Source organism: Gordonia sp. 852002-50816_SCH5313054-c, assembly GCF_001665925.1.
Taxonomy (GTDB): domain Bacteria; phylum Actinomycetota; class Actinomycetes; order Mycobacteriales; family Mycobacteriaceae; genus Gordonia; species Gordonia jacobaea.
The window spans coordinates 234,916-261,329 of record NZ_LZTE01000075.1; the positions used below are offsets into that span (position 1 = coordinate 234,916).

General features: G+C 65.3%; 24 protein-coding genes. 9 read left to right on the forward strand and 15 right to left on the reverse strand.

The features are described from left to right. The first annotated feature begins 40 nt into the window (after positions 1-40). Positions 41-2,392, forward strand: a complete 2,352-nt coding sequence (locus A5788_RS20055) for a sensor histidine kinase (protein WP_156525567.1) — start codon at positions 41-43, stop codon at positions 2,390-2,392. Positions 2,393-2,734: 342 nt separating this feature from the next. Here the strand turns inward: A5788_RS20055 and A5788_RS20060 are convergent, their stop codons facing one another. The 9 genes from A5788_RS20060 to A5788_RS20100 form a co-directional block, all read right to left on the reverse strand. Further along, a complete protein-coding gene (locus A5788_RS20060) occupies positions 2,735-3,655 on the reverse strand; it encodes an SGNH/GDSL hydrolase family protein (protein ID WP_064869036.1) in 921 nt (306 codons plus the stop codon). Between the two features lie 86 nt (positions 3,656-3,741). Further along, entirely contained in the window at positions 3,742-4,518 is a 777-nt protein-coding gene (locus A5788_RS20065; protein ID WP_064868914.1) for an enoyl-CoA hydratase, read from the reverse strand. A 10-nt stretch (positions 4,519-4,528) separates the two neighbouring features. After that, positions 4,529-5,608: an enoyl-CoA hydratase/isomerase family protein gene (locus A5788_RS20070; protein WP_064869034.1), complete on the reverse strand. Its 1,080-nt coding sequence runs from the start codon at positions 5,606-5,608 to the stop codon at positions 4,529-4,531. An 81-nt stretch (positions 5,609-5,689) separates the two neighbouring features. After that, on the reverse strand, positions 5,690-6,628 hold the full coding sequence (locus A5788_RS20075; RefSeq protein WP_064868911.1) for an aldo/keto reductase: 939 nt from the start codon (positions 6,626-6,628) through the stop codon (positions 5,690-5,692). 45 nt (positions 6,629-6,673) lie between these two features. Continuing rightward, positions 6,674-7,048, reverse strand: a complete 375-nt coding sequence (locus A5788_RS20080) for a hypothetical protein (protein ID WP_049698036.1) — start codon at positions 7,046-7,048, stop codon at positions 6,674-6,676. 235 nt (positions 7,049-7,283) lie between these two features. Next, on the reverse strand, positions 7,284-7,922 hold the full coding sequence (locus A5788_RS20085; protein WP_064868908.1) for a hypothetical protein: 639 nt from the start codon (positions 7,920-7,922) through the stop codon (positions 7,284-7,286). A gap of 161 nt (positions 7,923-8,083) precedes the next feature. Further along, on the reverse strand, positions 8,084-10,627 hold the full coding sequence (locus A5788_RS20090; protein ID WP_049697687.1) for an ATP-dependent Clp protease ATP-binding subunit: 2,544 nt from the start codon (positions 10,625-10,627) through the stop codon (positions 8,084-8,086). Between the two features lie 261 nt (positions 10,628-10,888). After that, on the reverse strand, positions 10,889-11,452 hold the full coding sequence (locus A5788_RS20095) for a dihydrofolate reductase family protein (RefSeq protein ID WP_064869031.1): 564 nt from the start codon (positions 11,450-11,452) through the stop codon (positions 10,889-10,891). A gap of 38 nt (positions 11,453-11,490) precedes the next feature. Continuing rightward, positions 11,491-12,273, reverse strand: coding sequence for a VOC family protein (locus tag A5788_RS20100; protein ID WP_049697686.1), 783 nt, complete (start codon positions 12,271-12,273; stop codon positions 11,491-11,493). A gap of 243 nt (positions 12,274-12,516) precedes the next feature. On the opposite strand from A5788_RS20100, the gene A5788_RS20105 reads away from it, so the two are divergent. The 3 genes from A5788_RS20105 to A5788_RS20115 all read left to right on the forward strand — a co-directional run bounded on the left by A5788_RS20105 (position 12,517) and on the right by A5788_RS20115 (position 15,030). Further along, positions 12,517-13,077, forward strand: coding sequence for an LppP/LprE family lipoprotein (locus A5788_RS20105; protein ID WP_064868906.1), 561 nt, complete (start codon positions 12,517-12,519; stop codon positions 13,075-13,077). Positions 13,078-13,190: 113 nt separating this feature from the next. Beyond that, a complete protein-coding gene (locus A5788_RS20110) occupies positions 13,191-13,697 on the forward strand; it encodes an RNA polymerase sigma factor (protein ID WP_064870132.1) in 507 nt (168 codons plus the stop codon). A 4-nt stretch (positions 13,698-13,701) separates the two neighbouring features. Then, entirely contained in the window at positions 13,702-15,030 is a 1,329-nt protein-coding gene (locus tag A5788_RS20115; protein ID WP_064868903.1) for a VOC family protein, read from the forward strand. 73 nt (positions 15,031-15,103) lie between these two features. Here the strand turns inward: A5788_RS20115 and A5788_RS20120 are convergent, their stop codons facing one another. Beyond that, the gene (locus tag A5788_RS20120; RefSeq protein WP_049697682.1) at positions 15,104-15,523 is read right to left on the reverse strand and encodes a winged helix-turn-helix transcriptional regulator; all 420 of its coding nucleotides are present in this window, start codon (positions 15,521-15,523) and stop codon (positions 15,104-15,106) included. A gap of 113 nt (positions 15,524-15,636) precedes the next feature. Here A5788_RS20120 and A5788_RS20125 point away from each other — a divergent pair, with 113 nt between their 5' ends. From A5788_RS20125 to A5788_RS20135, 3 genes are all read left to right on the forward strand, one after another. Continuing rightward, positions 15,637-16,506 (forward strand): SDR family oxidoreductase, encoded by an 870-nt coding sequence (locus A5788_RS20125; protein ID WP_064868900.1) that lies wholly within the window; start codon positions 15,637-15,639, stop codon positions 16,504-16,506. Between the two features lie 113 nt (positions 16,507-16,619). Further along, positions 16,620-17,885 carry a hypothetical protein gene (locus A5788_RS20130; protein ID WP_082938031.1) on the forward strand — a complete coding sequence of 422 codons (1,266 nt, stop codon included), beginning with the start codon at positions 16,620-16,622 and terminating at the stop codon, positions 17,883-17,885. A gap of 219 nt (positions 17,886-18,104) precedes the next feature. After that, the gene (locus A5788_RS20135) at positions 18,105-18,923 is read left to right on the forward strand and encodes a lytic transglycosylase domain-containing protein (RefSeq protein WP_064868896.1); all 819 of its coding nucleotides are present in this window, start codon (positions 18,105-18,107) and stop codon (positions 18,921-18,923) included. Between the two features lie 79 nt (positions 18,924-19,002). Here A5788_RS20135 and A5788_RS20140 read toward each other — a convergent pair whose 3' ends face one another. From A5788_RS20140 to A5788_RS20155, 4 genes are all read right to left on the reverse strand, one after another. Beyond that, entirely contained in the window at positions 19,003-20,313 is a 1,311-nt protein-coding gene (locus tag A5788_RS20140; RefSeq protein ID WP_049697678.1) for a M18 family aminopeptidase, read from the reverse strand. Between the two features lie 5 nt (positions 20,314-20,318). Beyond that, the gene (gene purQ, locus A5788_RS20145) at positions 20,319-20,999 is read right to left on the reverse strand and encodes a phosphoribosylformylglycinamidine synthase subunit PurQ (protein WP_064868893.1); all 681 of its coding nucleotides are present in this window, start codon (positions 20,997-20,999) and stop codon (positions 20,319-20,321) included. A gap of 30 nt (positions 21,000-21,029) precedes the next feature. Beyond that, the gene (gene purS, locus A5788_RS20150) at positions 21,030-21,269 is read right to left on the reverse strand and encodes a phosphoribosylformylglycinamidine synthase subunit PurS (protein ID WP_064868890.1); all 240 of its coding nucleotides are present in this window, start codon (positions 21,267-21,269) and stop codon (positions 21,030-21,032) included. 165 nt (positions 21,270-21,434) lie between these two features. Continuing rightward, on the reverse strand, positions 21,435-21,923 hold the full coding sequence (locus A5788_RS20155; protein ID WP_064868887.1) for a glutathione peroxidase: 489 nt from the start codon (positions 21,921-21,923) through the stop codon (positions 21,435-21,437). A gap of 128 nt (positions 21,924-22,051) precedes the next feature. Between A5788_RS20155 and A5788_RS20160 the strand changes: the two genes are divergently transcribed. Next, entirely contained in the window at positions 22,052-22,579 is a 528-nt protein-coding gene (locus tag A5788_RS20160; protein ID WP_064868884.1) for a MarR family winged helix-turn-helix transcriptional regulator, read from the forward strand. Then, positions 22,576-24,141, forward strand: coding sequence for a DHA2 family efflux MFS transporter permease subunit (locus A5788_RS20165; RefSeq protein WP_064868880.1), 1,566 nt, complete (start codon positions 22,576-22,578; stop codon positions 24,139-24,141). Before A5788_RS20160 ends, A5788_RS20165 begins: the two co-directional genes overlap by 4 nt. Before the next feature lie 75 nt (positions 24,142-24,216). Here A5788_RS20165 and A5788_RS20170 read toward each other — a convergent pair whose 3' ends face one another. Beyond that, positions 24,217-26,409, reverse strand: a complete 2,193-nt coding sequence (locus A5788_RS20170) for a S9 family peptidase (protein WP_064868877.1) — start codon at positions 26,407-26,409, stop codon at positions 24,217-24,219. Positions 26,410-26,414 lie beyond the last annotated feature (5 nt).

Consider the following 26,414-nt stretch of genomic DNA (forward strand, 5'->3'; position numbering starts at 1 on the left):
TACGAGACAGCATGAGCTGCTTGGGGGAATAATGCGGGCGGTGACCGCACGGCAATTCCCCGAACCATATCGGTCGGTGTCCGAGTTCCGTCGGAACAGTGCGAGGCGACCATCGAAGAATGCCACGCACCAATCGCCCACCACGGACTCCGCTGCCTCTCGAACGGCCGTCTCTCGAACGCTTCGCTACTACGGATTGTTTGCGGGCGCGGCCTACTGCGTATTCATTCCATTTCTGATTCCCGCAGTAGCGCAAGCACGCTCGATATCGGCGTGGTGGTGGACTCCGACGGCATTGATCTGTGCGGCACTCCCGGGCGTCATCGTCGGAGTTCATTGCCTGATCTCGGCCAATCCGGTCCGGCTCCGACGGTGGGCCGCCCTCGGAGCACTCGGTGTGCTCGTGGCGGAACTCCTCTGGTGGCCTGCGTGGAACGGCACACCGCTCGACGATGCCACCGTCTACTGGCTCGGACCCTTCGTGGTGTTGGGCACGATCTGCGCGATGATCGCATGGAAACCCGCCCCGGCAGCTCTGTATCTGATCGTCTGCGCGATCACGATCAAGGTCACCGGCAATGTGACCCAGGGGATTTCGTCGCCGGCGACGATGATTGCCGACGCCGCGTGCAGCGCGGCATTTGCCATCGTGCCGTTCGCACTCGGCGTGTCCGGATTGCGCATCGCGGCCACCCTCGACCGCAACTCTGCCGCTGAGATCGCCCTCGCCGAGCAGACGGCCGCGACCCGCGCACGGTTGGCCGAACGCGCGCTCACACGGGCGATCACCCACGACGAGATCATGTCCACTCTTCTCGAGGCCGCGCGAAACCCGGACTCGCCTCGACTCCCCTCTCGTGCAACCGCAACGCTGGTCGCGCTCGACGACGCCCTGCGCGAGACGACGTCGGGTCTCAATCCAGAACCTGCCGGGGTCGTGCGCAGGCTCAGCGAGGCCGCGCAGCACAACGATCCCGGCATGACTGTGAGCAGCGACGTGCGCGCATCCGCCGGATCGACGTTTCCGCAGGTGTCCGTGGAAGCGTTGGTCGGAGCGACCGCGGAGGCCGCTCGCAACTGCTTTCGGCACGTTCCACCCGAGTGCAGCCGATCCTGCCGAATACTCGTCGAAGATCATGGGATCGAGGTCACCATCGGTGATGACGGGCCTGGTTTCGATCGCCTTGCTGTGCCACGTGAGCGGCTCGGACTCGCGATGTCCGTCGAGGAACGATTACGGCGGGTGGGTGGTGAGGCGACCGTCGACTCCGTTCCCGGCAGGGGCACCGCCGTGACGCTCGTCTGGCACAGGCCTGCCGATCCCGTCCGCGTCGATGAACCCGACCCACTCCGCCTGCGTTCATCCACCGCTCGGGTGCTCGCTGCGTCGATCGTCATCGTCCTTGCTGCGGCTGCTGCACTCAATCCGGGTTCCGCTCCCTGGTGGGTCCCGGTAGGGATCGTCGTCATGATGGCGGTCGCGGTCGCGTTCCTGGTCGGCGGCGTAACTGACGTCCTGCGCCCACTGCCGGCACTCTTCGTCGCCGCGGTGCCCGCGCTCATGTGCGCCACCTACCTCTTCGCACTCGAAGACACCACGCAGGCGATTCCCCTGTGGGTGACCGGCCCACCGGCACTGATCGCGGCACTGCTCGCGATGAGGGGACGGCCCGCCACAGCGATCATCGGCTTCGCCGTTGCCTTGGCTGTGACAGGTCTGTGGTCGTACGCCGCCACGGGCAACGCACTTCCCGGCATTCTGCTGATCGGCCCCTCTGGCGGCTTCGTCGCGATCGGCGTCGTGTTTGCGCGGGTCAATCGAACGCTGGCGCGTGATCTGACCGACAGTCGACAACGAACGGCAGAAGCTGCGGGCAACGTCGCCGCGGCGCGTGCCGCGGCCCAGGAACGCGCCCGACAACTCGAACCGGTCACCGCATTGGCCCGACCGCTCCTGCTGCGACTCTGCGGCGGCGAGCGCCTTGACGACGCAACCCGAACCGAATGCAGCCTCACCGAGGCGCGGCTACGAGATCTGTTGCGTTCCAGGGCATTGTGCACTCCGGACATCAACGCCGCGGTCGACGATGCCCGACGTCGAGGGGTCGCGGTGAGCCTCCTCGACGACCGCGGGCTCGATCGCCCCGACAGCGACGCCCCGGATCCTCTCGACAAGTCCACACGCGAGCTGATCATCGGCACGCTCCGCCGAGCGGCGGACGGCGCAGTCCGCATACGCGCGCTGCCACGGCACCGCACGTTTGCTGTGAGCGTCGTCGCCGAGGCCGACGACCGATGCGAGTGGGTCGGAGTCGACGCTGATGGCCGCGTCCGCACGACAGTCACCGAGATGGGGGCCGCTGATCTGGGATTCATCGAATCACCGAGATGACGGAGGTTCCCTCTCGGCGACCGTCGTGTTCGGAGGCACCGACCGTCGTCGAAACGTCACGCTCGGATGTAGACGCCGCCCAGCTCGCGGCCCCCTCCCCAGGGCACCACGCGAGCTGGGCAGATAACAGCGGCGGCAATGGTCACAACAACCTGCACCCACGAGATCTCCATCCACATGACATTCGTCCGACGGCGGCCTACCCCCTCACCCCGGTGGCACCGGAGCCATGACCAACGCTAAAGGCACCCCGCCTCACGCACATGCCCCAGCTTTCAGGGACACCGACTTCCGGGGACGCAGGCTTTCAGGGACACCGACTTCCAAGGAGATCGGGCGCGATCAGGCGACCGGACCGCCGAGCGATTCGACGACGAGGCCCGCGACGCCGGCCTTGCCGCGCGTCGTCGGGTGATACGGAATCGGCGGAGCGAACCCCCGCAGCCACGGCTGTGCAGAACACACGGTGTGGTCGGCGCCTGCGACCGACGCCTGGACCAGGTCGACGCCGGTCTCGTGTGCCGCCAGCGCTGTGGCATCCGCAAGCCTGTCGAAGATCCGCACCGTCTGCGCAGTCTGCTCGGGCGTGAGTGGGAGCAGGTCGCACGGCGCCTCACCCGCGACGGTGAGCGGTGGGTAGTCGACGAGCACCACTCGCGCGCGAGGAGCACGCAGCTTGATCTCCAACACCGTCTGGATCAATAGGCGCTGAACCCGCGCGTAGTCGGCGTCGGTGGGTTCCGCGGCGATCCGATGCCCGGTGTGACAACTCCTGGCGGCAGGCCCCAAAGCTTTGTCGACGCCGCTCGCGACGTTGTTGCAACTCATCGCGAGCAATCGGCCGATGTAGTCGATGTCGTTTCCGCCGCTGGTGACGGTCACGAGTGCGGTGTTGCGGGTGACGGCGTCGATCTGCTTGTGCGCGAGGAATCGTTGCGGCTTGTCGACGATGTTCTCCGTGGTCGCACCCGAACACGTGGCGTCGACCAGTCGCAGGCGCATCGCTTTGGCCACCCGATTGGGGTAGTTGTCGGGGCTGCGGAAGCAGACGTTCAGACGCGTCGGTACGGCGTCTGGGCCTGCGGCGTACGAACTTCCGAGCGCCACATACGCCGGCGGTGTCTCAGCGGAGGCACGGACGGCTGGCTTGACGGTCGGCCCATGCGACGTGCCGTCTCCGCTGACGCCGGGCACGACCACGGCCGCGGCAGCGAGAAGTGCACCGGCGGCAATACCCATGCGGCGGAACAGACGTCGAGACACGCCTGTGATCTTCCCATATTCCTCACGCAGACCGTCGCGACCACACCCGTCGCCGCTCATGACCGCCGGTCGGCGATCGATCGGGTTCAGCGGTTACGGAAATCCGGCTCGCGCTTGGCCACGAACGCCGCCATGCCCTCGGTCTGGTCGTCGGTGGCGAACGTCGAGTAGAACAGGCCGCGTTCGGCACGCACGCCCTCTGTCAGTGTCGTCTCGAAGGCACGATTCACCGCATCCTTGGCCAGCCCCGCCGCGATCGACGACTTGCCCGCGATCGTCACGGCAACCTCTTTCGCTGTCGCGAGGCATTCGGCGGCCGGCACGGCGCGGGAGACGAGTCCGGCACGCTCGGCCTCGTCGACCTTCATCTGACGACCCGTGAGGATCAGATCCATCGCCTTGGCCTTGCCGATGGCGCGGGTCAGGCGCTGCGATCCGCCGATACCGGGGATGACCCCCAGGTTGATCTCTGGTTGCCCGAACACCGCGTTGTCGCCCGCGATGAGGATGTCGCAGAGCATCGCGAGTTCGCAGCCACCCCCGAGTGCGTAGCCGGTCACCGCGGCGATGGTCGGGGTGCGCAGCCGCGACAGGTTGTCCCAGGCGCCGAAGAACGACTCGCTGACCACTTCACTGAAGGTCTTGTCGGACATCTCCTTGATGTCGGCGCCCGCTGCAAAGGCACGCTCGGAACCGGTGATGACGATGGCGCCGATCTCCGGATCAGCGTCGAATTGCTCTGCCGCAGTGACGACTTCGTTCATCAGCGTGGTGTTCAGCGCGTTGAGCGCCTTCGGTCTGTTCAGTGTGATCACACCGATGCCATCAGCACTCTCGGTGACGATCGTCTCGTACTCGGACATTCGATTCCTCCTAGACGGTTGTGGTGTCGAGCGAGAGCTCACAGGCTGCAGGCAGCGGGGCGAACACGGCGTCGAGCGACGCAGCGGCCGACGCATGATCCGAGGTCCACGCCGGGGTGCGATCCTTGTCGATCACCTGCGCGCGGATTCCCTCGGCCATGTCGGGGTGCTGCAGGAAGCGCAGCGAGACGCGATATTCACGACGCAGTGTCTGCGCAAGGTCGGATTCCTTGTGGCGCAACGCGTACAGGGTTGCGGCCAACGAGGCCGGACTCTTCGACGCGATCCGATCCGCGGCACGATCGGCCGACTCGACACCAACCGCTCGACACCTCTCGATGATCTCCGACACCGTATCGGCTGCGAAAGCCTCACGTATCCAGTCTCTTTCGGCGTCGAGCGTCGATGCGGGCGGCGTCACGGCGTAGCGCGACAGCGCGGCGTCGACGCCGTCGGAGACGATGGAGTCACGGAAGGCGTCGAGATTCTCGGCCGGGACGTAGTGGTCGGCGAGGCCCATGGCGATCGCGTCGGCACCGGACAGCGTGCCGCCGGTCAGCGCTGCGTAGGTACCGAGTTGGTCCGGCACGCGTGCGAGAAGGAATGTCCCGCCGACGTCGGGCACGAAGCCGATACCGACCTCCGGCATGGCCAGACGAGTTCTGTCGGTGACGACGCGCGTGTTGCCGTGCGCGGAGATACCGACGCCGCCACCCATCACGATTCCGTCCATGATCGCGACGTAGGGCTTGGGATAGGTCGAGATGTCGAGGTTGAGGCGGTACTCGTCCGACCAGAAGCGGCCGGACGGACTGTTCGCGGCCACCGCGTCGTCTCCCCCTCCACCCGACGAGAGCTTCGACGCGTCTCGATGGATGGCCGCGATGTCGCCCCCTGCGCACAGCCCACGCTCACCCGCACCTGCGACGACGACCGCGTCGATGGCGGGATCGTTCGCCCACGTGCGCAGAGCGTCGTGCATGGCGAGCGCCATCGGATGACCGAGCGCATTGATGGACGCGGGCCGATTGAGTGTTATCTGCCCGATCCGTCCGACCACATCGATGAGAACCGTCGGCTGATCCGTCATGAGTGCCACTCCTCGCTGTCGCGCGCCTACCTTCTCCCCAAATACTTGCACATCCTAGTATTCGGGTGCCAGTCGCCTGACCTACGGGACGGGATGCCCGGCGGCGCGGAACAGTTCGTACCACTCCGGACGGGTGAGCGGAATGTCGGAACCTTTCGACGCGGCGACGACGCGCGCGGGGGTGGTGGTGCCGAGAACCACCTGCATCTGGGCGGGATGTCGCGTGATCCACGCCGTGGCGATCGCGATCGGCTCGACGTCGTATTTCGCTGCGAGCCTGTCGATCACGGCGTTCAGTTCCGGGTAGCGGTCGGATCCGAGGAAGACACCGTCGAAGAATGTGGCCTGGAACGGCGACCACGCCTGGACGGTGATGTCGTTGAGGCGGCAGTAGTCGAGGACGCCCCCGCCGTCGAGGGTCTGCGCCTGCTCCTCGCCCGCCATATTCGCTGCAACACCTTGCGCGATGATCGGCGCGTGGGTGATCGACAGTTGCAGCTGATTGGCGACGATCGGTTGTGTCACAGACCTTTTCAGCAGTTCGATCTGCCGTGGCGTGTGATTGGACACCCCGAAGTGGCGCACCTTGCCCGCCTGTTCCAGGTCGTCGAAGGCGCGTGCCACCTCGTCGGGCTCGACGAGGGCGTCAGGTCGATGCAGGAGCAGGATATCGAGGTGGTCGGTGTCGAGTGTCCGCAGCGATCCGTCGACGGCCTCGACGATGTGGTCGTACGAGAAGTCGTAGTAGGGACCATCTTTGACGATGCCCGCCTTCGACTGGATCGTGATCTGCTCACGCTCCGACGACGAGAACCGCAGCGCATGCGCGAAACGTTGTTCGCATCCGTGCGCGGGTGCTGTGCCGTAGATGTCGGCGTGGTCGAAGAAGTCGATGCCCGCGTCGCGGGCCACTCCGACGAGTTCGCGGATCTCGTCGTCGGAGCGGTCCTGGATACGCATCATCCCCAGGACGACATTGGGCACGGTGACATCAGTGGCGCCGAGCGCGATTCGTTTCATCACGCCGATGGTAGGCGCCACTGAGTCAGCCGCCGCAGACGCGCGCTAGACGCCGTAGCTGGTGTCGACGTAGCCGTCACCGTTGGTGTCGTAGTTCGCGGTGTCGACGTAGCCGTCGCCATTGGTGTCGTAGTTCGCGGTATCGACGTAGCCGTCACCGTTGGTGTCGTAGTTCGCGGTATCGACATAGCCGTCGCGGTTGGTGTCGGCGTACTGCGTGTCGATGTAGCCGTCGCCATTCGTGTCGCTCTCACGGACGTCGACTCGTCCGTCACCGTTGGTATCGGTGTACCGAACGTCGGCATAGCCGTCGCCATTGGTGTCCTGGAGTTTCACGTCGGCGTAACCGTCACCGTTGGTGTCCTTGAGCTGAACATCCACGTAGCCGTCGCCGTTGGTGTCGTAGCTTGCAGTCGCCATGATCATGGTCCTTTCGAGGAGTGGATCTCCGGTGTTCGTCAACGCTTTCTGCGTTGTCATTACATTGGATGCGGCCAAAGCACTGACATGTTCCCCCGTGCCGGAATCTTTTTCCGACGCCTCACCTTAGACATGCGAAGAGCCCGGCACCACGGGTGGTACCAGGCTCTTCGCTGCTGAATTTTCTATCGGATCGCGACCCTGGCCGGCGCCTGCCTTCGTCAGCCTCGATCGGTCATCTGCGGTGCTCGTCGAGAATGGTGTGCAGCACCTCCTCGGCGGCGATCAGCTCACGCCATCGCTCGGTGCCGCGTGGCGCTGTGGCCGTCGTGGTGAACACCACCGCGCGGCCGCCGACGATCTCCACCGCCAGTCCGGTTCGCGAAATCGCTTGTGCGCGACGGCCGATGTCGGTCCATCGTGGGTCGCCGAGCAACGCATCGACAGCGGCCTCGTCGCAATCGCGTGACACTCGCACCGCCATGCCTGTGCCCTTCGACGACACCTTGCGCGACCCCGGCGACCCGAACCGGCCCGCGAGTCGGTGATGGCCGTACGGCACCAATCGCCATCCGATCTCGACATGCGGCAACGCAACCCGTGTGTGATCGGGCGCCACGCGACCAGCGACGTCGTACACCGGCTGGTCGTACTCGTCGTTGAACACCTCGAGGTGTGAGGCCAGCACACCGACGGGACTCTCGATCGCCCATGCCTGCCACCGGGCGCCACGTCGCCGGAGATCGTGGACATCGACGCCGGCGTGGGTCGGTGGCTGGATGACCGAGAGGTCCACCGACGTGGCCGTGGCCCATCCGAGTTGCTCGCCGACCTCATACAACGCGGTCGGCGCATTGGGCCCACGTCGAAACATCCCGATGTCCTTTCGGCACGCACTGCCCTTTCGGGCAGACGCTGTCCTTCTGGCGGACGCTGCGGCAACTACCCGAGAAGATACAGCGCAGGGGCGCAACAGCTTTTACTGTTGCACCCCTGCACTTGTCGATCTATTGACTTGTCGGTCTTTCGACTGACTCAGGCGTCGCTCTTGCCCTCGCCTGCCTTGCTCAGCTCCACCGGAGCGTCGGGCAGCTCGCGCGGCTTCTCCGAACCGACGAAGGTGAACTTCGCGTCCTCGCCTTCGCCTTCGCCGTCCCAGTTCTCGACGTCGATCAGCACGATCTGACCCGGCTCGACCTCGCCGAACAGGATCTTCTCCGAAAGCTGATCCTCGATCTCACGCTGGATGGTGCGACGCAGCGGGCGCGCACCGAGAACCGGATCGAAACCACGCTTGGCCAGCAGCGACTTGGCCTTGTCCGTGACCTCGATGGCCATGTCCTTGTTGCGCAGCGCGGTCTCGACGCGTGCCAGCATCAGGTCGACCATCTGGATGATCTCGTCCTGGGTGAGCTGGTGGAACACGACGATGTCGTCGATGCGGTTGAGGAACTCCGGCCGGAAGTGCTTCTTGAGCTCGTCGTTGACCTTCTGCTTCATCCGCTCGTACTGCGAGCCGTCGGAGCCGGTCTTCGAGAAGCCGAGGCCGACTGCCTTCGAGATGTCGGAGGTACCGAGGTTCGAGGTGAAGATCAGCACCGTGTTCTTGAAGTCGACGGTACGACCCTGGCCGTCGGTGAGACGTCCGTCTTCGAGGACCTGCAACAGGGTGTTGTAGATCTCCGAGTGTGCCTTCTCGATCTCGTCGAACAGGACCACCGAGAACGGCTTACGGCGCACCTTCTCGGTGAGCTGGCCGCCCTCTTCGTATCCGACGTATCCGGGAGGCGCACCGAACAGACGCGACGCGGTGAAGCGGTCGTGGAACTCGCCCATGTCGATCTGGATGAGCGCGTCGTCCTCGCCGAACAGGAAGTTCGCGAGCGCCTTCGACAGCTCGGTCTTACCGACACCGGACGGGCCGGCGAAGATGAACGAGCCCGACGGGCGCTTCGGGTCTTTGAGCCCTGCGCGGGTACGACGGATCGCCTTCGACACGGCCTTGACCGCGTCTTCCTGGCCGATGATCCGCTTGTGCAGCTCGTCCTCCATGCGGAGCAGACGGGTGGTCTCCTCCTCGGTGAGCTTGAACACCGGGATGCCGGTCCAGTTACCGAGAACCTCGGCGATCTGCTCGTCGTCGACCTCGGCCACGACGTCCATATCGCCACTGCGCCACTGCTTTTCACGCTCGGCGCGCTCGTTGACGAGTTGCTTCTCCTTGTCGCGCAGGCTCGCGGCCTTCTCGAAGTCCTGCGCGTCGATCGCGCTTTCCTTCTCCTTGCGCGCGTCGGCGATGCGCTCGTCGAACTCGCGCAGGTCTGGCGGTGCGGTCATCCGGCGGATGCGCATGCGCGCGCCTGCCTCGTCGATGAGGTCGATCGCCTTGTCGGGCAGGAAGCGGTCGTTGATGTACCGATCGGCAAGGGTTGCCGCAGCGACGAGAGCTCCGTCGGTGATGGACACACGGTGGTGCGTCTCGTAGCGGTCGCGCAGACCCTTGAGGATCTCGATGGTGTGCTCCACCGACGGCTCGCCGACCTGCACCGGCTGGAAGCGACGCTCGAGTGCTGCGTCCTTCTCGATGTACTTGCGGTACTCGTCGAGCGTGGTGGCACCGATGGTCTGCAGCTCGCCGCGGGCCAGCTTCGGCTTGAGGATGCTCGCAGCGTCGATTGCGCCCTCTGCGGCACCGGCACCAACGAGCGTGTGCAGCTCGTCGATGAACAGGATGATGTCGCCGCGGGTGTTGATCTCCTTGAGCACCTTCTTGAGGCGTTCCTCGAAGTCGCCGCGGTAACGGCTGCCTGCGACCAGCGAACCGAGGTCGAGCGTGTAGAGCTGCTTGTCCTTGAGCGTCTCGGGCACCTGGCCGTTGACGATGGCCTGCGCCAGTCCCTCGACGACAGCGGTCTTGCCGACGCCGGGCTCGCCGATCAGAACAGGGTTGTTCTTGGTGCGGCGGCTCAAGACCTGCATGACCCGCTCGATCTCTTTCTCGCGCCCGATGACGGGGTCGAGTTTGCCCTCGGCGGCAGCAGCGGTCAGGTTTCTGCCGAACTGGTCGAGGACGAGCGAGGTCGACGGCGTGCCTGCCTCGCTGGAACGACCGCCGGTGCCCGCCTCCTGCGGCTCCTTGCCCTGGTAACCGGACAGGAGCTGGATGACCTGCTGGCGGACCCGGTTGAGGTCGGCGCCGAGCTTGACCAGAACCTGCGCGGCAACGCCCTCGCCCTCGCGGATGAGGCCGAGCAGGATGTGCTCGGTACCGATGTAGTTGTGGCCGAGCTGCAGCGCTTCACGCAGCGACAACTCGAGGACCTTCTTGGCACGCGGCGTGAACGGGATGTGCCCCGACGGCGCCTGCTGACCCTGGCCGATGATCTCCTCGACCTGGCTGCGGACGCCCTCGAGGGAGATCCCCAGAGACTCCAGTGCCTTGGCGGCAACGCCCTCACCCTCGTGGATCAGACCCAGGAGGATGTGCTCGGTGCCGATGTAGTTGTGGTTGAGCATCCGCGCCTCTTCTTGGGCCAGAACCACAACCCGGCGTGCGCGGTCGGTGAACCGTTCGAACATTGTTCTCCCTCACATTGCTAGCGCCCCGGCCGTCGATGTCTTCAAGCCTCTTGGCGACAACTGCGGTGGTGTCGGATATACGACGACCAGCCTGGCTTCCACTGTAGTGGTCAACTGGAGTGCACCTGCACTTAACGTCTGCACAGGTCGCAACGAAAACAGGTGTCGGCGGGGATCTGACAGCTACAACTCCGCAGGACACGGGCATGTTCCGGCAAATGGTGACGTGGGCTACGCCGAGAGCGAACGAGGTTCTGTGTACTACCGGACCGGCTCGTAACGGAGGACGACGATGTCGGCGTCGAGCCCGGAGCGCTCGACAAGGCGCAGGTCGACGTGCTGCGAGATCCCCTCGAAGATCCGCGGACCGTGGCCGACGATGCGCGGATGGACGATGAACTCGTACGAGTCGATGAGGTCGAGTTCGGCAAGCGCGAGCGGCAGCGTGACGCCCCCGGTGGCCAGGCCGTTGCCCGGTTGGGCCTTGAGTTCGCGGACCGTCGACTCGAGGTCGTCGCGACGGATCAGTTCGGCATTCCAGTCGACGCTGGTGAGCGAGTCGGAGACGACGTACTTCTTCGCACGGTCGATAACGTGGGCGAAGGGCACCATCCACTCGGGCCTGCCGTCGGTGATCTCGTCGTTTCTGGCGACCTCTCGCCATCCGGCTTCCATCATCTCGTAGATCACCCGACCGAAGACCAGCGCATCGGCGTCGGCGAGTAGCTGTGCCGAATGCCGATGCATCGCCTCGGTCGGGTTGACGGCCGTGTGGTCGACACAGCCGTCGATCGTGATGTTGATGGAGTATCGCAGTGGCCGCATGGGCGAAGGATACTGATCCGCCGATGCCGCGCTCGCGCTCATTGCTCACCTCGTTGCGCAAGTGCAATCACGTTTCCCGAGGGATCGGTGAACCAGGCGATGTCGGGTCCGACACCGTTGCCGTGCACGATGCCGCGCTCGTCGTGCTCGAAGCCGTCGTAACGCAGGAATTCGACGCCGCGCGCGGCCAGGTCGTCGATGCTCTTGGCGAGGTCGGGCACGGGAATGTTGAGCACGGTGAAGGTCGCGGGTTGGTGATCGGGCTTCGGGTAGGCAAGGACGGTGGTACCGCGGTTGATGCGGATACCCAGAATGTCGTTGTCCCCCATGGGGAATCGCAAGACTCGCATGCCGAGTACGTCGCGATAGAACTGCTCGGTCGTGGCGGTGTCGCGCACTGCGAAGCCGGAGTAGGGCGATGTCGGGGAACTCATCTGCGCCTCGTGCTCGTCGGACAATGAGACGAGTTGCAGCCAGTTGCCGTCGGGGTCCTCGACCGTCGCGAACTGGTTGCCGTCGCGGTCTTCGAGCGGGCTGATCCAGGTGGCCCCGAGGGCGTCGAGGCGCGCGGCCGTCGCCGCAGCATCGTCGACCTCGACGTTGAGCAGCGTACGCGCTCCCTGCGGGTTGCGCCCCGAGACGTCGTCGCGCTTGTCGAACATCAGGTAGAAGCCGTCGAGCTCGATGATTGTGTAGCCCGGTCCGTCAGGACCGCCCGGTGCCGACATCGGTTCGGCTTCGAATGCGGTCGCGTACCAGCGCGCGAGCTGCTGCGGATCGTCGGTGGACAGGAGCATGGAGGAAATGGTTGCGGTTGCCATGCAGGTGTTGACCGGCCCGGAGCCGAAAACTCATCGAAGTTGCGTGGGACAGCGGGGTACAAAAATGCCCCCGTGGATCCCACGCAACTCGGATCCCCGTGCGCGACCCGGCCGAGACGGCGTCCCATCGATGAATGACTCCTGCTAACGACTGCCCTGCCGTCGACCGATCACCTCAACAGCGGGCCGATCGCACGGCCGGCAGCCAGCGTCCACTGGTTCCCCGAGCGGAAGGCACCCCTCATGCACTCATTCGCCACCCGAACCCGGCTCTCCCTCCGAACGCGACGTCTCATCGTCCTCGCGCTGACCCTCGCGGGCCTGGTCGCGGGAACGCTGGGGGCAACCACGCTCGGCTCGGGCTCCGCGTCGGCCGCACCGCCGTACGGCAGCGGCCACGGACTCTGTTTCGACATCAATTCCCCGCTGGCGAAGTCGTCACTCTCGAAGATCGGGCGTGACGCCAACGGTGGCGGCTGGTCGCCGTACCGCGCGAGCAACAATCCGTTGAGGAATGGGTGCAACCTCGACTGGATGTTGGTCAACGGCAACGGAATCGGTGATGCGACGTATCAGTCACGCGTACTTCTGTTCAAGCACGGTCGATTCATCGGAACCGTCGATCCGAGGCCGTACGGCTACACCTGGGTGGCGAAGTACACCAAGAACTCGGTAACGGTCCGCTACCGCTGGCTCAAGTCGTCGGACCCGTTGTGCTGCGCCAGCGGCGGACCGACGTTCGTCACGGCGTACACCGTCGGCACCCACATCATCCGCGTCGGACACTTCCCACCGCACCCCTGACCACCTGGCCCGACCACCGCCCCGCTGCGTTGACGCTGCGGGGCGGTGTGCTGTGCGAAGAAAGTTCTCCCAACGGCCGTCGGGTTTCGGTGGCGGCGAACGATGATGGTGGTGTGAGCGGCGAACACACCGGCCCCGAGGCCATTCTCGAGGTCTACGACGAGGCGCTACCCGCTGTCTACGGGTACGTCTTTCGACGCTGCTCGGATCGGCGGATCGCCGAGGACGTGACCTCTGAGACGTTCCTGGCCGCGATGGACACGATGCGTCGCGACCGGACCGCCTCGCCGAATGTCGGCTGGTTGATCGGCGTCGCCCGGCACAAGCTCGCCGACCACTGGCGGCGGGCGCAGCGCACACCCGAACCGGTCGACGAACTACCCGAACACCCCGACGACGGGTGGGATGCCCACCTCGACCGCATGGTCGCGCACGCGACACTGGCGCAACTCTTACCGATCAACCGCGCCGTGTTGACGTTGCGCTACGTCGACGACCTGCCGGTCGCCGACTGCGCGCACATCCTCGGCCGTACGGTCGGCGCCACCGAGGCACTGCTCACCAGGGCCAAGCGAGCATTCCGCGAGGCCTATCCGCTCAACCAGTCCGCGAAGGGGTGATCGCATGAACGCCGACGACGCGACGCCGACATCGCACGACCCGCTCAGCGTTCTGAGCTCCGCCACGACGCCGGGCTGGAACGAACCCCTCGCTCCCGCACACGATTTCGCCGAAGCACTACGCAGGCGACTCGAGCGTGGAGTGTCACTTCCCGAAGGAGTCGACATGAACACCGTCCAACTCGAACACGAATTGACCGCAACCGACATCGACACGAGCGCACCGCAGGAGCTCGTCGAACGACCGGGCGCGCTGCCCTATCTCACCGTGAACGACGCGCGCTCGGCGCTCGACTGGTACGTCGAACGGCTCGGCGCCACCGTTCGTGGTGAGCCGATCCTCATGGACGACAACACGATCGGACATGCCGAGCTCGAGGTCGGGGGCGGAGCGATCTACCTGGCGGAAGAGTTCCCCGACATGGGGTTGCGGGCGCCGCAGCCCGGAGCGGTATCGGTCAGCCTCATGCTCGCCGTCGACGACACCGACGAGGCTCTGCGTCGCGCCACGGCAGGCGGAGCCGCAGTGACCCGAGAACCCTACGAGGCGTACGGTTCTCGCACCGCGACCATCATCGATCCCTACGGGCACCGATGGATGCTGACCGGTCCGACGCTCGCGGCGCGGGCCTCGATGAGCGAGCCGCCTGCCGCGCGAATCCTTCAGGGCGACATCGGTTTCATCTCGGTCAACACCCACGACGCCGCTCGCGCCCGCGCCTTCTACGGCGCGGTCCTGGGTTGGGAGTTCGACGACGAGCTGCGCATGGTGACCACCGCGAGTCACCCCACCGTCGTGGTGGAAACGTCTGGGCCGCAGACGATCTTCTGCGCCTACGCGGTCGACGACCTCGACGCCGCGCGGCGTCGGATCGAAGCGGCCGGAGGGACGACACGCGACGACCGGCACGGCCTCGACTGCGTGGACGATCAGGGCGTCGAATTCGCGGTGTACGTCGCAGCCCCCGACGAACCGCGCGCGGCTCAGCATCCGCGCGGCGTCGGCGAGCTGTCGTATCTGACGGTGCACACCCGCGACAGCGCACGGTTGCGCGAGTTCTACGGGACCGCGCTGGGCTGGACGTTCACGCCCGGACGTATCGCCGACGGCTGGGAGGTCGACGACGCACACCCGCAGATCGGTATCGCGGGCGGAGCGGATTCCGACGTTGCGGTGCCCATGTGGAACGTCGACGACGTCGGCGCAGCCGTCGAGCGGGTCCGCGCAGCGGGAGGCTCGGTGATCTCCGAACCCGAGCGCGCGGCGTACGGGATCGTGGCACTGTGCGCCGACGACCAGGGAGCGCAGTTCTACCTCGGGCAGCTGTTCTGAGGCGACGAACCGGAAAGTTGTGTGGGACATACGGGTACAAAAATGCCCCCGTATGTCCCACGCAACTTTGCCGTCAGCGGCTGTCGTAGCGCTCGCGCGCCTGCTCGACGTCCGGTAGGTGCCCCTCGACCAGTTCGATGACAGCCATCAGGCGCTGAGCCACCTCGCGACCCAGATCGGTCAGGGAGTACTCCACCTTTGGGGGAATCGATTGCAGCACAGTGCGGTTGACGAATCCGTCGCGCTCCAGTGTCTGCAGCGTCACCGACAGCATTCGCTCGCTGACACCCTGAACCCGACGCCGCAGCGCACTGAACCGCAGGTCACCGTCGTACAGAGCTCCGAGCGCGAGCAGGCCCCAGCGACTCGTCACATCCTGCAGCACTTCGCGCGATCCGCAATCCCGCGCGAACACGTCGGCTTCGAGCGCCGGATCTTCTAGTGCCGGATCGATGTCGGAGTCACGCGCCGAGCGGTCTTCTGCCCTGGTCATGACCTCAGTGTACTGCACATTACAGCCAGCGCTTCCAGAAACTGTTGCACTATACGAAAGGTAAGTGCACGATGAGATGGACAGCTTGATCCACCAGAACACCAGGAGATCACATGACCACCTATGCAATCACCGGAGCAACGGGGCAGCTCGGCGGACTCGCCGCCGATAGCTTGCGCGCCGCTGGCGTCGACGTCGCCGACATCGTGGCAATCGTGCGCGACGAGAAGAAGGCGAGCGCGCTGTCGAATGTGGGAGTGAACGTCCGCGTCGCCGACTACGAATCGCCCGAGACGTTGCGCGCAGCCCTTGCGGGCGTCGATCGTCTGCTGCTGGTGTCCGGCAGCGAGGTGGGTCGTCGAATCCCGCAGCACCGCAACGTGATCGACGCAGCCAAGGAAGCCGGGGTCTCGCTGATCGCCTACACCTCCATCCTGCGCGCCGACACCAGCACCCTGGCGCTCGCGGAGGAGCATCAGGCCACCGAGCAACTGCTCACCGAGAGCGGAATCCCCACCGTGCTCCTGCGCAACGGTTGGTACTGGGAGAACTACCTGGCGGGCGCGTCGGCCGCGATCGACACGGGAAACCTCTACGGCAGCGCGGGCGACGGCAAGGTGGCGGGCGCGTCGCGTTCGGACTATGCCGACGCAGCGGCGTCGGCCCTGATCAACGCCAAGGGCGGCGAGATCTACGAGCTCGCGGGTTCGGAGCATCTGACGCTCAGCGACATCGCTGCGACGCTTGCGAAGGTGAGCGGCCGTCACGTGCACTACCAGGATCTTCCCGAAGCGGACTTTGCAGCGGCGCTGACCAGTAACGGTGTCCCCGAGGCTTTCGCGAAGGTCCTCGCCGACTCGGATGCGGGCATCGCGCGCGGTGAACTCGACTCCGATTCCACCGACCTCGAGACCCTTGCGGGCCATCCCTCGACGCCGCTCGCCGACGTGATCAGCGGCGCGCTTTCTGCTACCGGCGCCTGACTCGGGAGAGCGTGACCTCACGCGGGGCCGGTCGGCCGCGTGGCGCAGAACGCGTCCGTGATTGACTGTTGGCCATGTCTGCCCGCTCCGCTGTGAGGCGCGTTGCACACCGCATGCCGTTTGGCATCGGCACAGTCACCCTGGTGTTGATCGCACTTCTCGTCGCGACCGTCGGGATCGTGCTATCCATCGGAACACCCACGGTGGCACGGACATACGAGAACGCCCAGCTCCGCGGCTACTCACAGCAGCCAGAGGTCGCCTGGACCGCATCGGCGGAGACACTGCCCGGCTACAACCAGACCGGCAACATCGAGGTCGCCGACGCCCGCGGCGATCACTGGCTGCTCTCGTATCCGCGCGGCATCGGACGCGCCTACCAACTCGTCGATCGACACAGTGGACGCGCACTGTGGTCGCAGCCCGTCGTCGCAGGGCTCGGTTCGTGTGCGTTCGACGCCGCGGGGAACGTCGGGTGTGCCATCAAGCTCGGCGATCAGCCGGACGGCTTCTATATCGTCGACGACTCGGGCAGCGTCGGTTCGAAGTCGGCACTCGACGACACCGCCCGGGTGGTCGGAGTCGGCGCGAACTTCGTGCGCATCGATCAAGCCGGTTACGAGGTCTCGATGCGCACCGCAGCGGGCAAGCGCGTCTGGGGCCGTACCTTCGCGTCCGCGGCGCAGGCGACATTCGACCACGACATGCTCATCATCTCGACGGCCGACGGCAGCCGATTCGTCGTCGATTCGCGGGGCAAGGACACTCTGCGCTGCCGCCAGTGCGACATCCTGACGTACTCCTCGGGCCTCGCCGTTGTTCGACGCGACGGGGATCAGGAGTCCGTCGACACCTACGCCGTGGTCGGCGGCACCCCCACCCGACGCCCGACGTCGGAGTCCGCCGAAGCCGAGGTGGTGGACGGACCGTCGACCCTTCCGGTGCTCACGACGGTCGGCGACGCATCTATGCAGGCGACGCAGGGCTTCTACCAGGTGCGCGACCCGGCCCGTGGGGCAGCGCTCTGGCAGATCACCGATCCGAACCTCTCGAAATCCAACACCCGACCGTGTGGATCGATGGTCGCTTTCGCGCGGATGGACCGCTCACGGGTCGTCTACCAACTCGACGACGGCGAGCGCGCGGGAACCCTGCCGGTGCCGAGCATCGACGACCCCGACACCAACCTCGACCTGTTGAGCTGCGTCGGCTCGTCCGGCGATCACCTGGTGTTCGGCAGCAGCGGCCAACTGACAGCGTTCGACGTCCCTGCGGGCAAGGTCGCTTGGACCCGTCCGATCCTTGGGCGGGCGACGGACGTCGACGGCTACATCGTGCTCACCGAGGGCACCTCGCTGTCGGTGTTGCGGCCCAACTAGGGGTTTTACGAAGGGCCGAAATCCTTGCATCAGCAAGGGCCTAAAGCCCCTGTGTGCCTGACGTCACACTCGACGAAACATCCCCGTAACGACCAGCGATGTCGCACGTCGGCGTTCAGCGATCACTCAGTTTTCGATAACGCTGCGATAACGGTAAGGACACGTCCGCATGTACGGTCTCTCTCGGTACATCCACCGACGTACGTGTGAGGTTCAGTTTTGGGTAAGCATTCGAAGCAGCGGCGAGCAATTTTGCCGCATGCGTTCACCAAGTCGCGGGCGCCGCTGATCGGGGCCGCATTGATCCCCGTCGTCGGAGCCCTGACTGTTGCCGCGGGCGCCAACGCCGACCATGGCGCCCTGGGCGCTCCCACACCGAGCCAGTCCACCACACAGTCCGCCGCCACTCCGAGCGCGCAGAAGGACGCTGAGGCGCAAAAGAAGGCGCCCGCTCCCGCACAGCCGGTCGTCGCGACCCAGAAGGCGACAGCGACGCCCCCGCCTCCCCCACCGCTTCCCGCCAGCGTCACCGACGGCGCCGTCCCGCAGGTCGCGTTCGAGGCGTACCGAAAGGCCGCCGACACGATGGCACGCGATCAGCCGAACTGCGGCATCCCGTGGACGCTCATCGCCGGAATCGGCAAGGTGGAATCGCACCACGCCAACGAGGGCGACGCCACACCCGACGGCACGCTGAAGAATCCGATCTTCGGACCGATGCTCGACGGTTCGCTCGCGGGCAACCAGGTCATCACCGACACCGACGGCGGACGCCTCGACGGCGACTCCGCCCACGACCGCGCCGTCGGACCGATGCAGTTCATCCCCGCCACGTGGGAGAAGTACGGCGCCGACGGTAACGGCGACGGCAAGATCGACCCGCAAAACCTCTTCGACGGTGCGCTGACCACAGCCCGGTACCTGTGCGACGGCCACCTCGACCTGCGCAACCAGGCCTCCGAGGCCACAGCCGTTCTGCGGTACAACAACTCGATGGACTACGTGAACAACGTCCTGGGCTTCGCGCGCAGCTACTGACGCGCACACCGACCGTCCGCCGGGGCGTGAGGGGTGGCCCCGGCGGACGGGACCTGGCAGCAGGATCAGGCGGGCGGGATCAGGCCGGTGAACTCAGAAACGCCTGCAGCGCAGCAGAATACATCGGAACGTCGGCGGCGCCCATCAGTTCACGTGCGCTGTGCATGGCCAGCTGCGGTGCACCGACGTCGATGGTGAGCAGCCCTGTCCGCGTCGCCGTGATCGGTCCGATCGTCGAGCCGCACGGCAGGTCGGCGCGGTGGATGTAGCGCTGCATCGGTACCCCGGCGGTGTCGCAGGCGAGCGCAAATATGGCCTCTCCCAACGCATCCGACGCGTACCGCAGGTTCTGGTTGACCTTGAGAACCGGTCCGCCGTTGATCGCGATCCGGTGCGTCGGCTCGTGCCGGTCCGGGTAGTTCGGGTGAGTGGCGTGCGCCATGTCGCCCGAGACGCATACGCTCGATGCCATGGACCGTAGATAATCGTCGCGAGAACCACCCTGCGACAACACGATTCGCTCCAACGTCGTCGCCAAGAAGTCCGACGCCGCGCCCCGCTCCGAGCCGCTGCCCACCTCTTCGTGGTCGAACAGCGCGAGCACTCTCGTGTGGATCGTCGGCTCGCCGTCGAGCAGCGCGTGCAGTCCCGCGTAGCAGGTGCCCTGGTTGTCGAGCCTTGGGGCGCTGAGCAATTCGTCTTCGGGTCCGATGAGCCTCGATGGCGTGACATCGTGGGTCATCAACTCCCACCCGAGCAGCGCGTCGGCGTCGATGCCCGCGTACTCGGCAACCCACTGCAGGATCGGGGTCGCGGCGTCGACTCCCCAGATCGCGTCGACGTGTCGCTGGGGGTTCAGTGTGACGCCCTTGCGGTCCTCGGAGAGGTGAATCGCCAACTGGGGCACGCGAAGTACCGGCTCGGTGACGTTGACGAGCACACTGCTGACACCACTGTCCGCACGATAGGCAAGCCGACCCGAGAGTCCGAGGTCGCGATCGAGCCACGAGTTCAGCCACGCGCCGCCGTAGGGTTCGAGCGCAACCGTCGCCAGCCCGGCTGATTCACGGTCGGGGTTCTGCTTGAGCCGCAGATTGGGGCTGTCGGTGTGGCCACCGACGATCCGGAATCCGTCGCCATCGCCGAGATCCCACGCGATGATCGACCCGCCACGAATGACATAGAACCGACGGCCCGCGTCGTCGACGAAGCCCTCGAAGGCATCGCTCTCCTCCGTCGACCAGTCCTGATCCTCGAAAAGGCGTTGAAATCCCGCGGATTCGAGCTCGGCGGCGACCGTCGCGCACACGTGGAAGGGTGACGGCGAGGCGTCGATGAACTCACCGAGCCCCTCGGCTGTGGCGGACGTTGCCAGCGACGGGGTGGGCATCGGGATCAGGCGTTGGCGAGTACGGCGTCGATCGCGGAGTAGAACAGCCCGAGACCGTCGTCGCTGGGACCGGTCAGCGCTTCGGTCGCGTGCTCGGGGTGCGGCATGAGTCCGACGATGCGTCCGTTGGGGCTGGAAATGCCGGCGATGTCGAGGACGGAACCGTTGGGATTGCCTCCGGCGTAGGTGAATACGACCAGGCCCTCACCCTTGAGTTCTTCGAGCTTGCGCTCCGGCGCGACGTAGCGACCCTCGCCCGACTTCAGCGGGATGAGGATCTCGGCGCCTGCGTCGAACCGCGACGTCCACGCCGTCGTGTTGTTCTCGACCTTGAGCCACTGGTCCTGGCAGATGAAGTGCAGACCCTCGTTGCGGGTGAGCGCGCCGGGCAGGAGCCCTGCCTCGCACAGGATCTGAAAACCGTTGCAGATTCCCAGAACCGGCATTCCACGCTCGGCCGCCTCGATCACCGCACCCATCACGGGAGCGAACTTGGCGATGGCGCCGGCACGCAGGTAGTCGCCGTAGGAGAAGCCGCCGGGAACGATCACCGCGTCGACCCCCTTGAGGTCGGCGTCGCCGTGCCAGAGTTCGACGGCCTCGGCGCCCGCGATGCGCACCGCACGCGATGCGTCGACGTCGTCGAGGGTTCCGGGGAAGGTGATGACACCGATACGTGCAGTCATGTGGGTCCTACTCGACTCGATCTCGTGCCGTCAGTCGGCGATGCGGGAGACGGTGAAGTTCTCGATCACCGTGTTGGTGAGCAGTTCTTCTGCGATCCGGCCGAGGGTCACGTCATCGACCGAATCGTCGACCTCGAGCTCGAATCGCTTGCCCTGCCGTACCTCGGAGATGCCGTCGAATCCGAGCCGACCGAGGGCTCCGACGATGGCCTGCCCCTGCGGATCGAGGATTTCGGCCTTGGGCATCACGTCGACCACCACTCGTGCCATCGGCTAGCGCTCCTCTTCTCACGTGACATCCGCTCGACGAGACGCCGACGGATTTTCGACGGCTCTCACCTTACCGTTCAACCCGCAACCTGCACTCTCCGGTCGCGGTTTGCCGGTTCCGGGTTGACCTGGCTTGGAGTTGGCCCGGTCTCGGAGTCGACCCGGTCAGAGCACCGCTTCGATGGCCTCGATCACGACCGGGTCGGTCGGCTCGGTGCGCGGGCGGATGCGAGTGGTCACGTGGCCGTCGGCGTCGACGACGAACTTCTCGAAATTCCACTGCACGTCGCCCGCCTCGCCGTTGGCATCTTCGGACTTGGTGAGCTCGGCGTAGAGCGGATGCCGGTCGTCACCGTTGACATCGGTCTTCTCCAGCAGCGGGAAGGTCACGCCGTAGGTGGTCGAGCAGAAGGTGGCGATCTCCTCGGCGCTGCCGGGCTCCTGGCCCATGAACTGGTTGCAGGGCACGCCGACGACGGTCAACCCGCGGTCTGCGTACTTCTCGGCGACCTCCTCGAGGCCCGCGTACTGCGGCGTGAGGCCACACTTGCTCGCGACGTTGACCACGAGCAGCGGCCCGGAGAAGTCAGCGAGGCTCAGCGCCGAGCCGTCGAGCGCGGTGACCGGGATGTTCTTGATGTTGGTTTCCGACATGGGATCGAGAGTAGTCACCGGCTGCCATCCACCGAGATATGTCGCAGATCACAATAGGCCTCGACCATGGTTACATCTCACATACATTTGCGTTGGTGAGATAGTTGCAGGGGCGTTAGTGTTTTCAAGTGTCCGCTCCCGCTCAGCTCCAGAACGACGCCGCATGTGATGCGCTCAGCAGTTTTCTGGAGCGACTCTCCTGCCTCGGTACCGCCGAGGCCATGGACACTCTCGCGGCGTCGGAGCTGACGTTCACGCAGTTCCGCGCCCTTTTCGTCGTATCGATGCACGACGCCCCGATGCCCGTCCACGAGATCGCCGAGTGCGTCGACCTTTCGATTGCGACCGCGGGGCGCACCGTCGACCGACTGGTGCAGGCCGGGCTGGTCGATCGTCGCGAGGATCCGGGCGATCGTCGGGTCAAGCTCGTGACGCTGACCGACCAGGGCCGCGAGACCGTCGAAAAACAGCTGGACATCAAGCGAGACCTCGTCGGACGATTCATCGACGGACTGCCCGATGAATTCCGGGCCGCGCTGACGTCTGCATTACGGAACATCGTCGACGCCGATGTCGACTACTTCACTCTCGACCGCGAGTCCTCGAGGACCCGCACTGCGACACCGTCCACCTCCGAACCGAAAGATCCCTCATGACGAGTTCCTCTGCCGGCGCGCACGCGCACGCCGGCCCACCGGACACCAAGCTCGATCGCCATGTGCTGATCGTCGCCGGTGTGGTCGTGCTCGGCGCGATCATGTCGATCCTCGACGTCACCGTGGTCTCGGTCGCGCAGAACACCTTCCAGAACGAGTTCAACACCGACGCCGCGGGCGCCGCATGGACGATGACCGGCTACACGCTGGCGTTGGCCGCTGTGATCCCGCTGTCGAGTTGGGCCGCAGCACGTTTCGGCACCAAGAACGTCTACATGACGTCGCTCATCCTGTTCACCATCGGCTCCGCGCTCTGTGCCCTGGCATGGAACATCGGCTCCCTCGTGGCATTCCGCGTGGTGCAGGGCCTCGGCGGCGGCCTCCTCATGCCGATCGGCATGATGATCCTCACCAAGGCGGCGGGCCCCGAGCGCGTCGGTTCGGTGATGGCGGTTCTCGGTATCCCGATGTTGCTCGGTCCCATCGCGGGACCGATCCTCGGCGGCCTACTCATCGAGAAGGCGAGCTGGCACTGGGTGTTCCTCATCAACGTGCCGATCGGCATCGTGGCCCTTGTCTATTCGTGGTTCGCGCTGCGCAACGACGAGGAGAAATCGAAACCCAAGATCGACATCCTCGGATTGCTGTTGTTGTCACCTGGTCTTGCGTTGTTCCTCTACGGAATCTCGTCGAGTACCGAGGCGGGTACGTTCATCGACACGAAGGTGCTGACCACGTCGATCATCGGCCTGATCCTCATCCTCGGATTCGTCTGGCACGCACTGCACACCAACCATCCGCTTCTCGACCTGCGACTGTTCAAGAACAAGGTGCTGGCGATCGCCGTCATCACGATGACGTTCTTCATGATCGCCTTCTTCGGTGCGGCGCTGCTCTATCCGCAGTACTTCATCGGAGTCCGCGGAGAGAGCACGCTCGCGGCAGGCCTGCTGCTGGCACCGCAGGGCATCGGCGCCATGCTCACCATGCCGATCGCAGGCAGGATGACCGACAAGATCGGGCCGGGCAAGTTCGTACTCGTGGGCATCGTCCTGATGGCCGTCGGTATGGGCACGTTCATGTTCCTCGGCTCCGACACCCCGTACTGGCTGCTCTGTGGCGCGCTGTTCGTCCAGGGCCTCGGCATGGGTATGACGATGATGCCGATCATGTCGGCAGCGCTGGCGACACTGAGCAACAAGCAGGTGCCCGACGGCTCGACGCTGATGAACGTCGTGCAGCAGACCGCGTCGTCGATCGGTACCGCGATCATCTCGGTGATCCTCGCGACCAACCTCAAGGCGCATGCCGAGTCACAACTGGCAATCGCGTCGAATGCGGCTCCCGAGAAGTACGACATGGCCGTGAAGGCCGGAATGGCACCTCAGGACCCGCCGGATCAGTGGTTCAGTTGGGCCGCCGAGGCGTTCGGCACCACGTTCATCGTGGCCGTCGCGCTGATCGCGGTGACGATCATCCCGGCGTTCTTCCTGCCGCGCAAGAAGATCGCGTCGCCTCTGGTCGAGGAGGACATGGACCGCGCGCCGATCGTCATGCACTGACCTGATCGGCTGGTCACCACACAAGTTGCCCCTGGCTGCGGAAATCGCGGCCAGGGGCAACTTTGTCGTTGTGGTCTACTCGGTCAGCGCGCCGGTCTGCTGAAGAATCCAGGCCAGTTCGAAAGCGACTTCTTCCCACTGTTTGTAGCGACCACTGACGCCGCCGTGGCCGGCCGACATCTCGGTCTTGAGCATGATCGGAGCGTCGGAGGTACTCAACGCCTGAAGCTTCGCAACCCATTTCGCCGCTTCCGTGTACATCACACGGGTGTCGTTGAGCGACGTCTCCGCGAGGATCGACGGATAGGGCTGCGCGGTGACGTTCTCGTACGGCGAGTACGACTTCATGTACTCGTAGACCTCCGCGTCGTGCAACGGATCTCCCCACTCGTCCCATTCGATGACCGTCAGCGGCAACGACGGATCGAGGATCGAGTTCAGCGCGTCGACGAAGGGCACCGACGCCAGAATGCCGTTGAACAACTCGGGCGCGAGATTGGCGACCGCCCCCATCAGCAGTCCGCCTGCCGAACCACCTTCTGCGACCATCAATTTCGGCGTAGTCCAGCCCTTGTCGACCAGGTATCGTGCCGAATCGACGAAGTCGGTGAAGGTGTTCTTCTTGGTGAGCGTCTTGCCGTTCTCATACCAATGACGCCCCATCTCACCACCGCCGCGCACGTGTGCGAGCACGAATACGACGCCGCGATCGAGCATCGACAACCGTGACACCGAGAAACCGGGATCGAAACTCGCCTCGTACGAGCCGTAGCCGTAAAGCAACAACGGTGCGGGCGAAGAACTCTCACTGCCATCGACTCCGACACCCTTGCGTCGGACGATCGACAGCGGGATCTGCGTTCCATCTGCGGCCGTTGCCCATTCGCGGGACTGCTCGTACTCGTCGGGGTCGTAGCCGCCGAGTACCGGCTGCCGCTTGAGCAGCGTACGTTCACCTGTTTCGACGTCGAGCTCGAACAACTCGGCGGGTTCGATGAAGCTGCCGTATCCGAAACGCAGACGGGGCGTTGCCCATTCGCGGTTGCCGGCGAGCCCCAGCGAGAACAGCTCCTGCGCGACTGCGACCTCGATGAAGTCCTCCGCGACCGGCATGCCGTCGATACGGCGCAGATCGGCAATCGAGACCCGGGGCAGCGCGTCGGCGCGATACGACAGGACGAGGTAGTCGCGGAAGGCGTCGATGTCCTCGATCCGGACGCCGCGGCGATGACCGATGAATTCGGTTCGGGCAGAAGGGTCGTCGACGGGTGCGATGTCGATCGCGAAGTCGTCGGCCTTCTCGCCGTCGCGGATGTCGTTGTGCACGATCAAGAAGTAGTCGCGACCGGAGATCTCGGCATGCTCAACCGAATACTCGACGCCATCGACACGCGGTGCGACACTGCGGAATTCACCTGTCGGATCGTCGGCGGCAAGCACGAAGCACTCTGACGTGATCTTCGATCCCGTCACGATCATCAGGTACTTGTCGCTGCGAGTCGAACCCGTGCCGACCCAGTACCGCTCGTCCGGCTCGTGGAACACCGTCACGTCGTCGGTGCCCGCCCCGATGTCGTGGCGCCACACCGTATCCGGGCGCCACGCGGCGTCGACCGTCTGATAGAACACGTGCTTGGCGTCGAGTGACCACGACGCTCCGCCCGCGGTGTCGGTGATGACGTCGGGGAGCAGTTCGCCGGTCTCGAGGTTCTTGAACCGCAACGTGTATCGCTCGTCACCGACGACGTCGGTGCTGTACGCGAGCCACTTGCCGTCGTGGCTGATGGCGAGCGAACCGAGGCTGAAGAATTCGTGTCCTTCTGCTTCGACGTTGGCGTCGAGCAAAATCTCCTCGCCCGGCAGCGGTGCGTCGTCGGACACCTCGGGCGGCGTCCAATTGTCGACATCGACGATGGGGCAACGACATTGGATGCCGTACTGCTTACCCTCCTGCGTGCGGCCGTAGTACCAGTAGCCGCCGCGTCGGCCCGGCACCGACATGTCGGTTTCCTTGGTGCGCGACTTGATCTCACCGAAGATCGTGGCGCGCAGGTCTGCGAGCTGAGCCGTATTCGCCTCTGTGTAGGCGTTCTCGGCCTCGAGGAAGGCGATCACCTCGGCGTCGTCCTTGTCGCGCAACCACTCGTACTCGTCGACGAAGGTGTCGCCATGGTGGGTGCGCTCGGTACGAACCTTCTTCGCGACCGGCGGTACCGCCGGGGAGGCGGCGGTCGGGGTGGCAGAGTTGCCGGATTGTGCGTCGGTCACGGGTC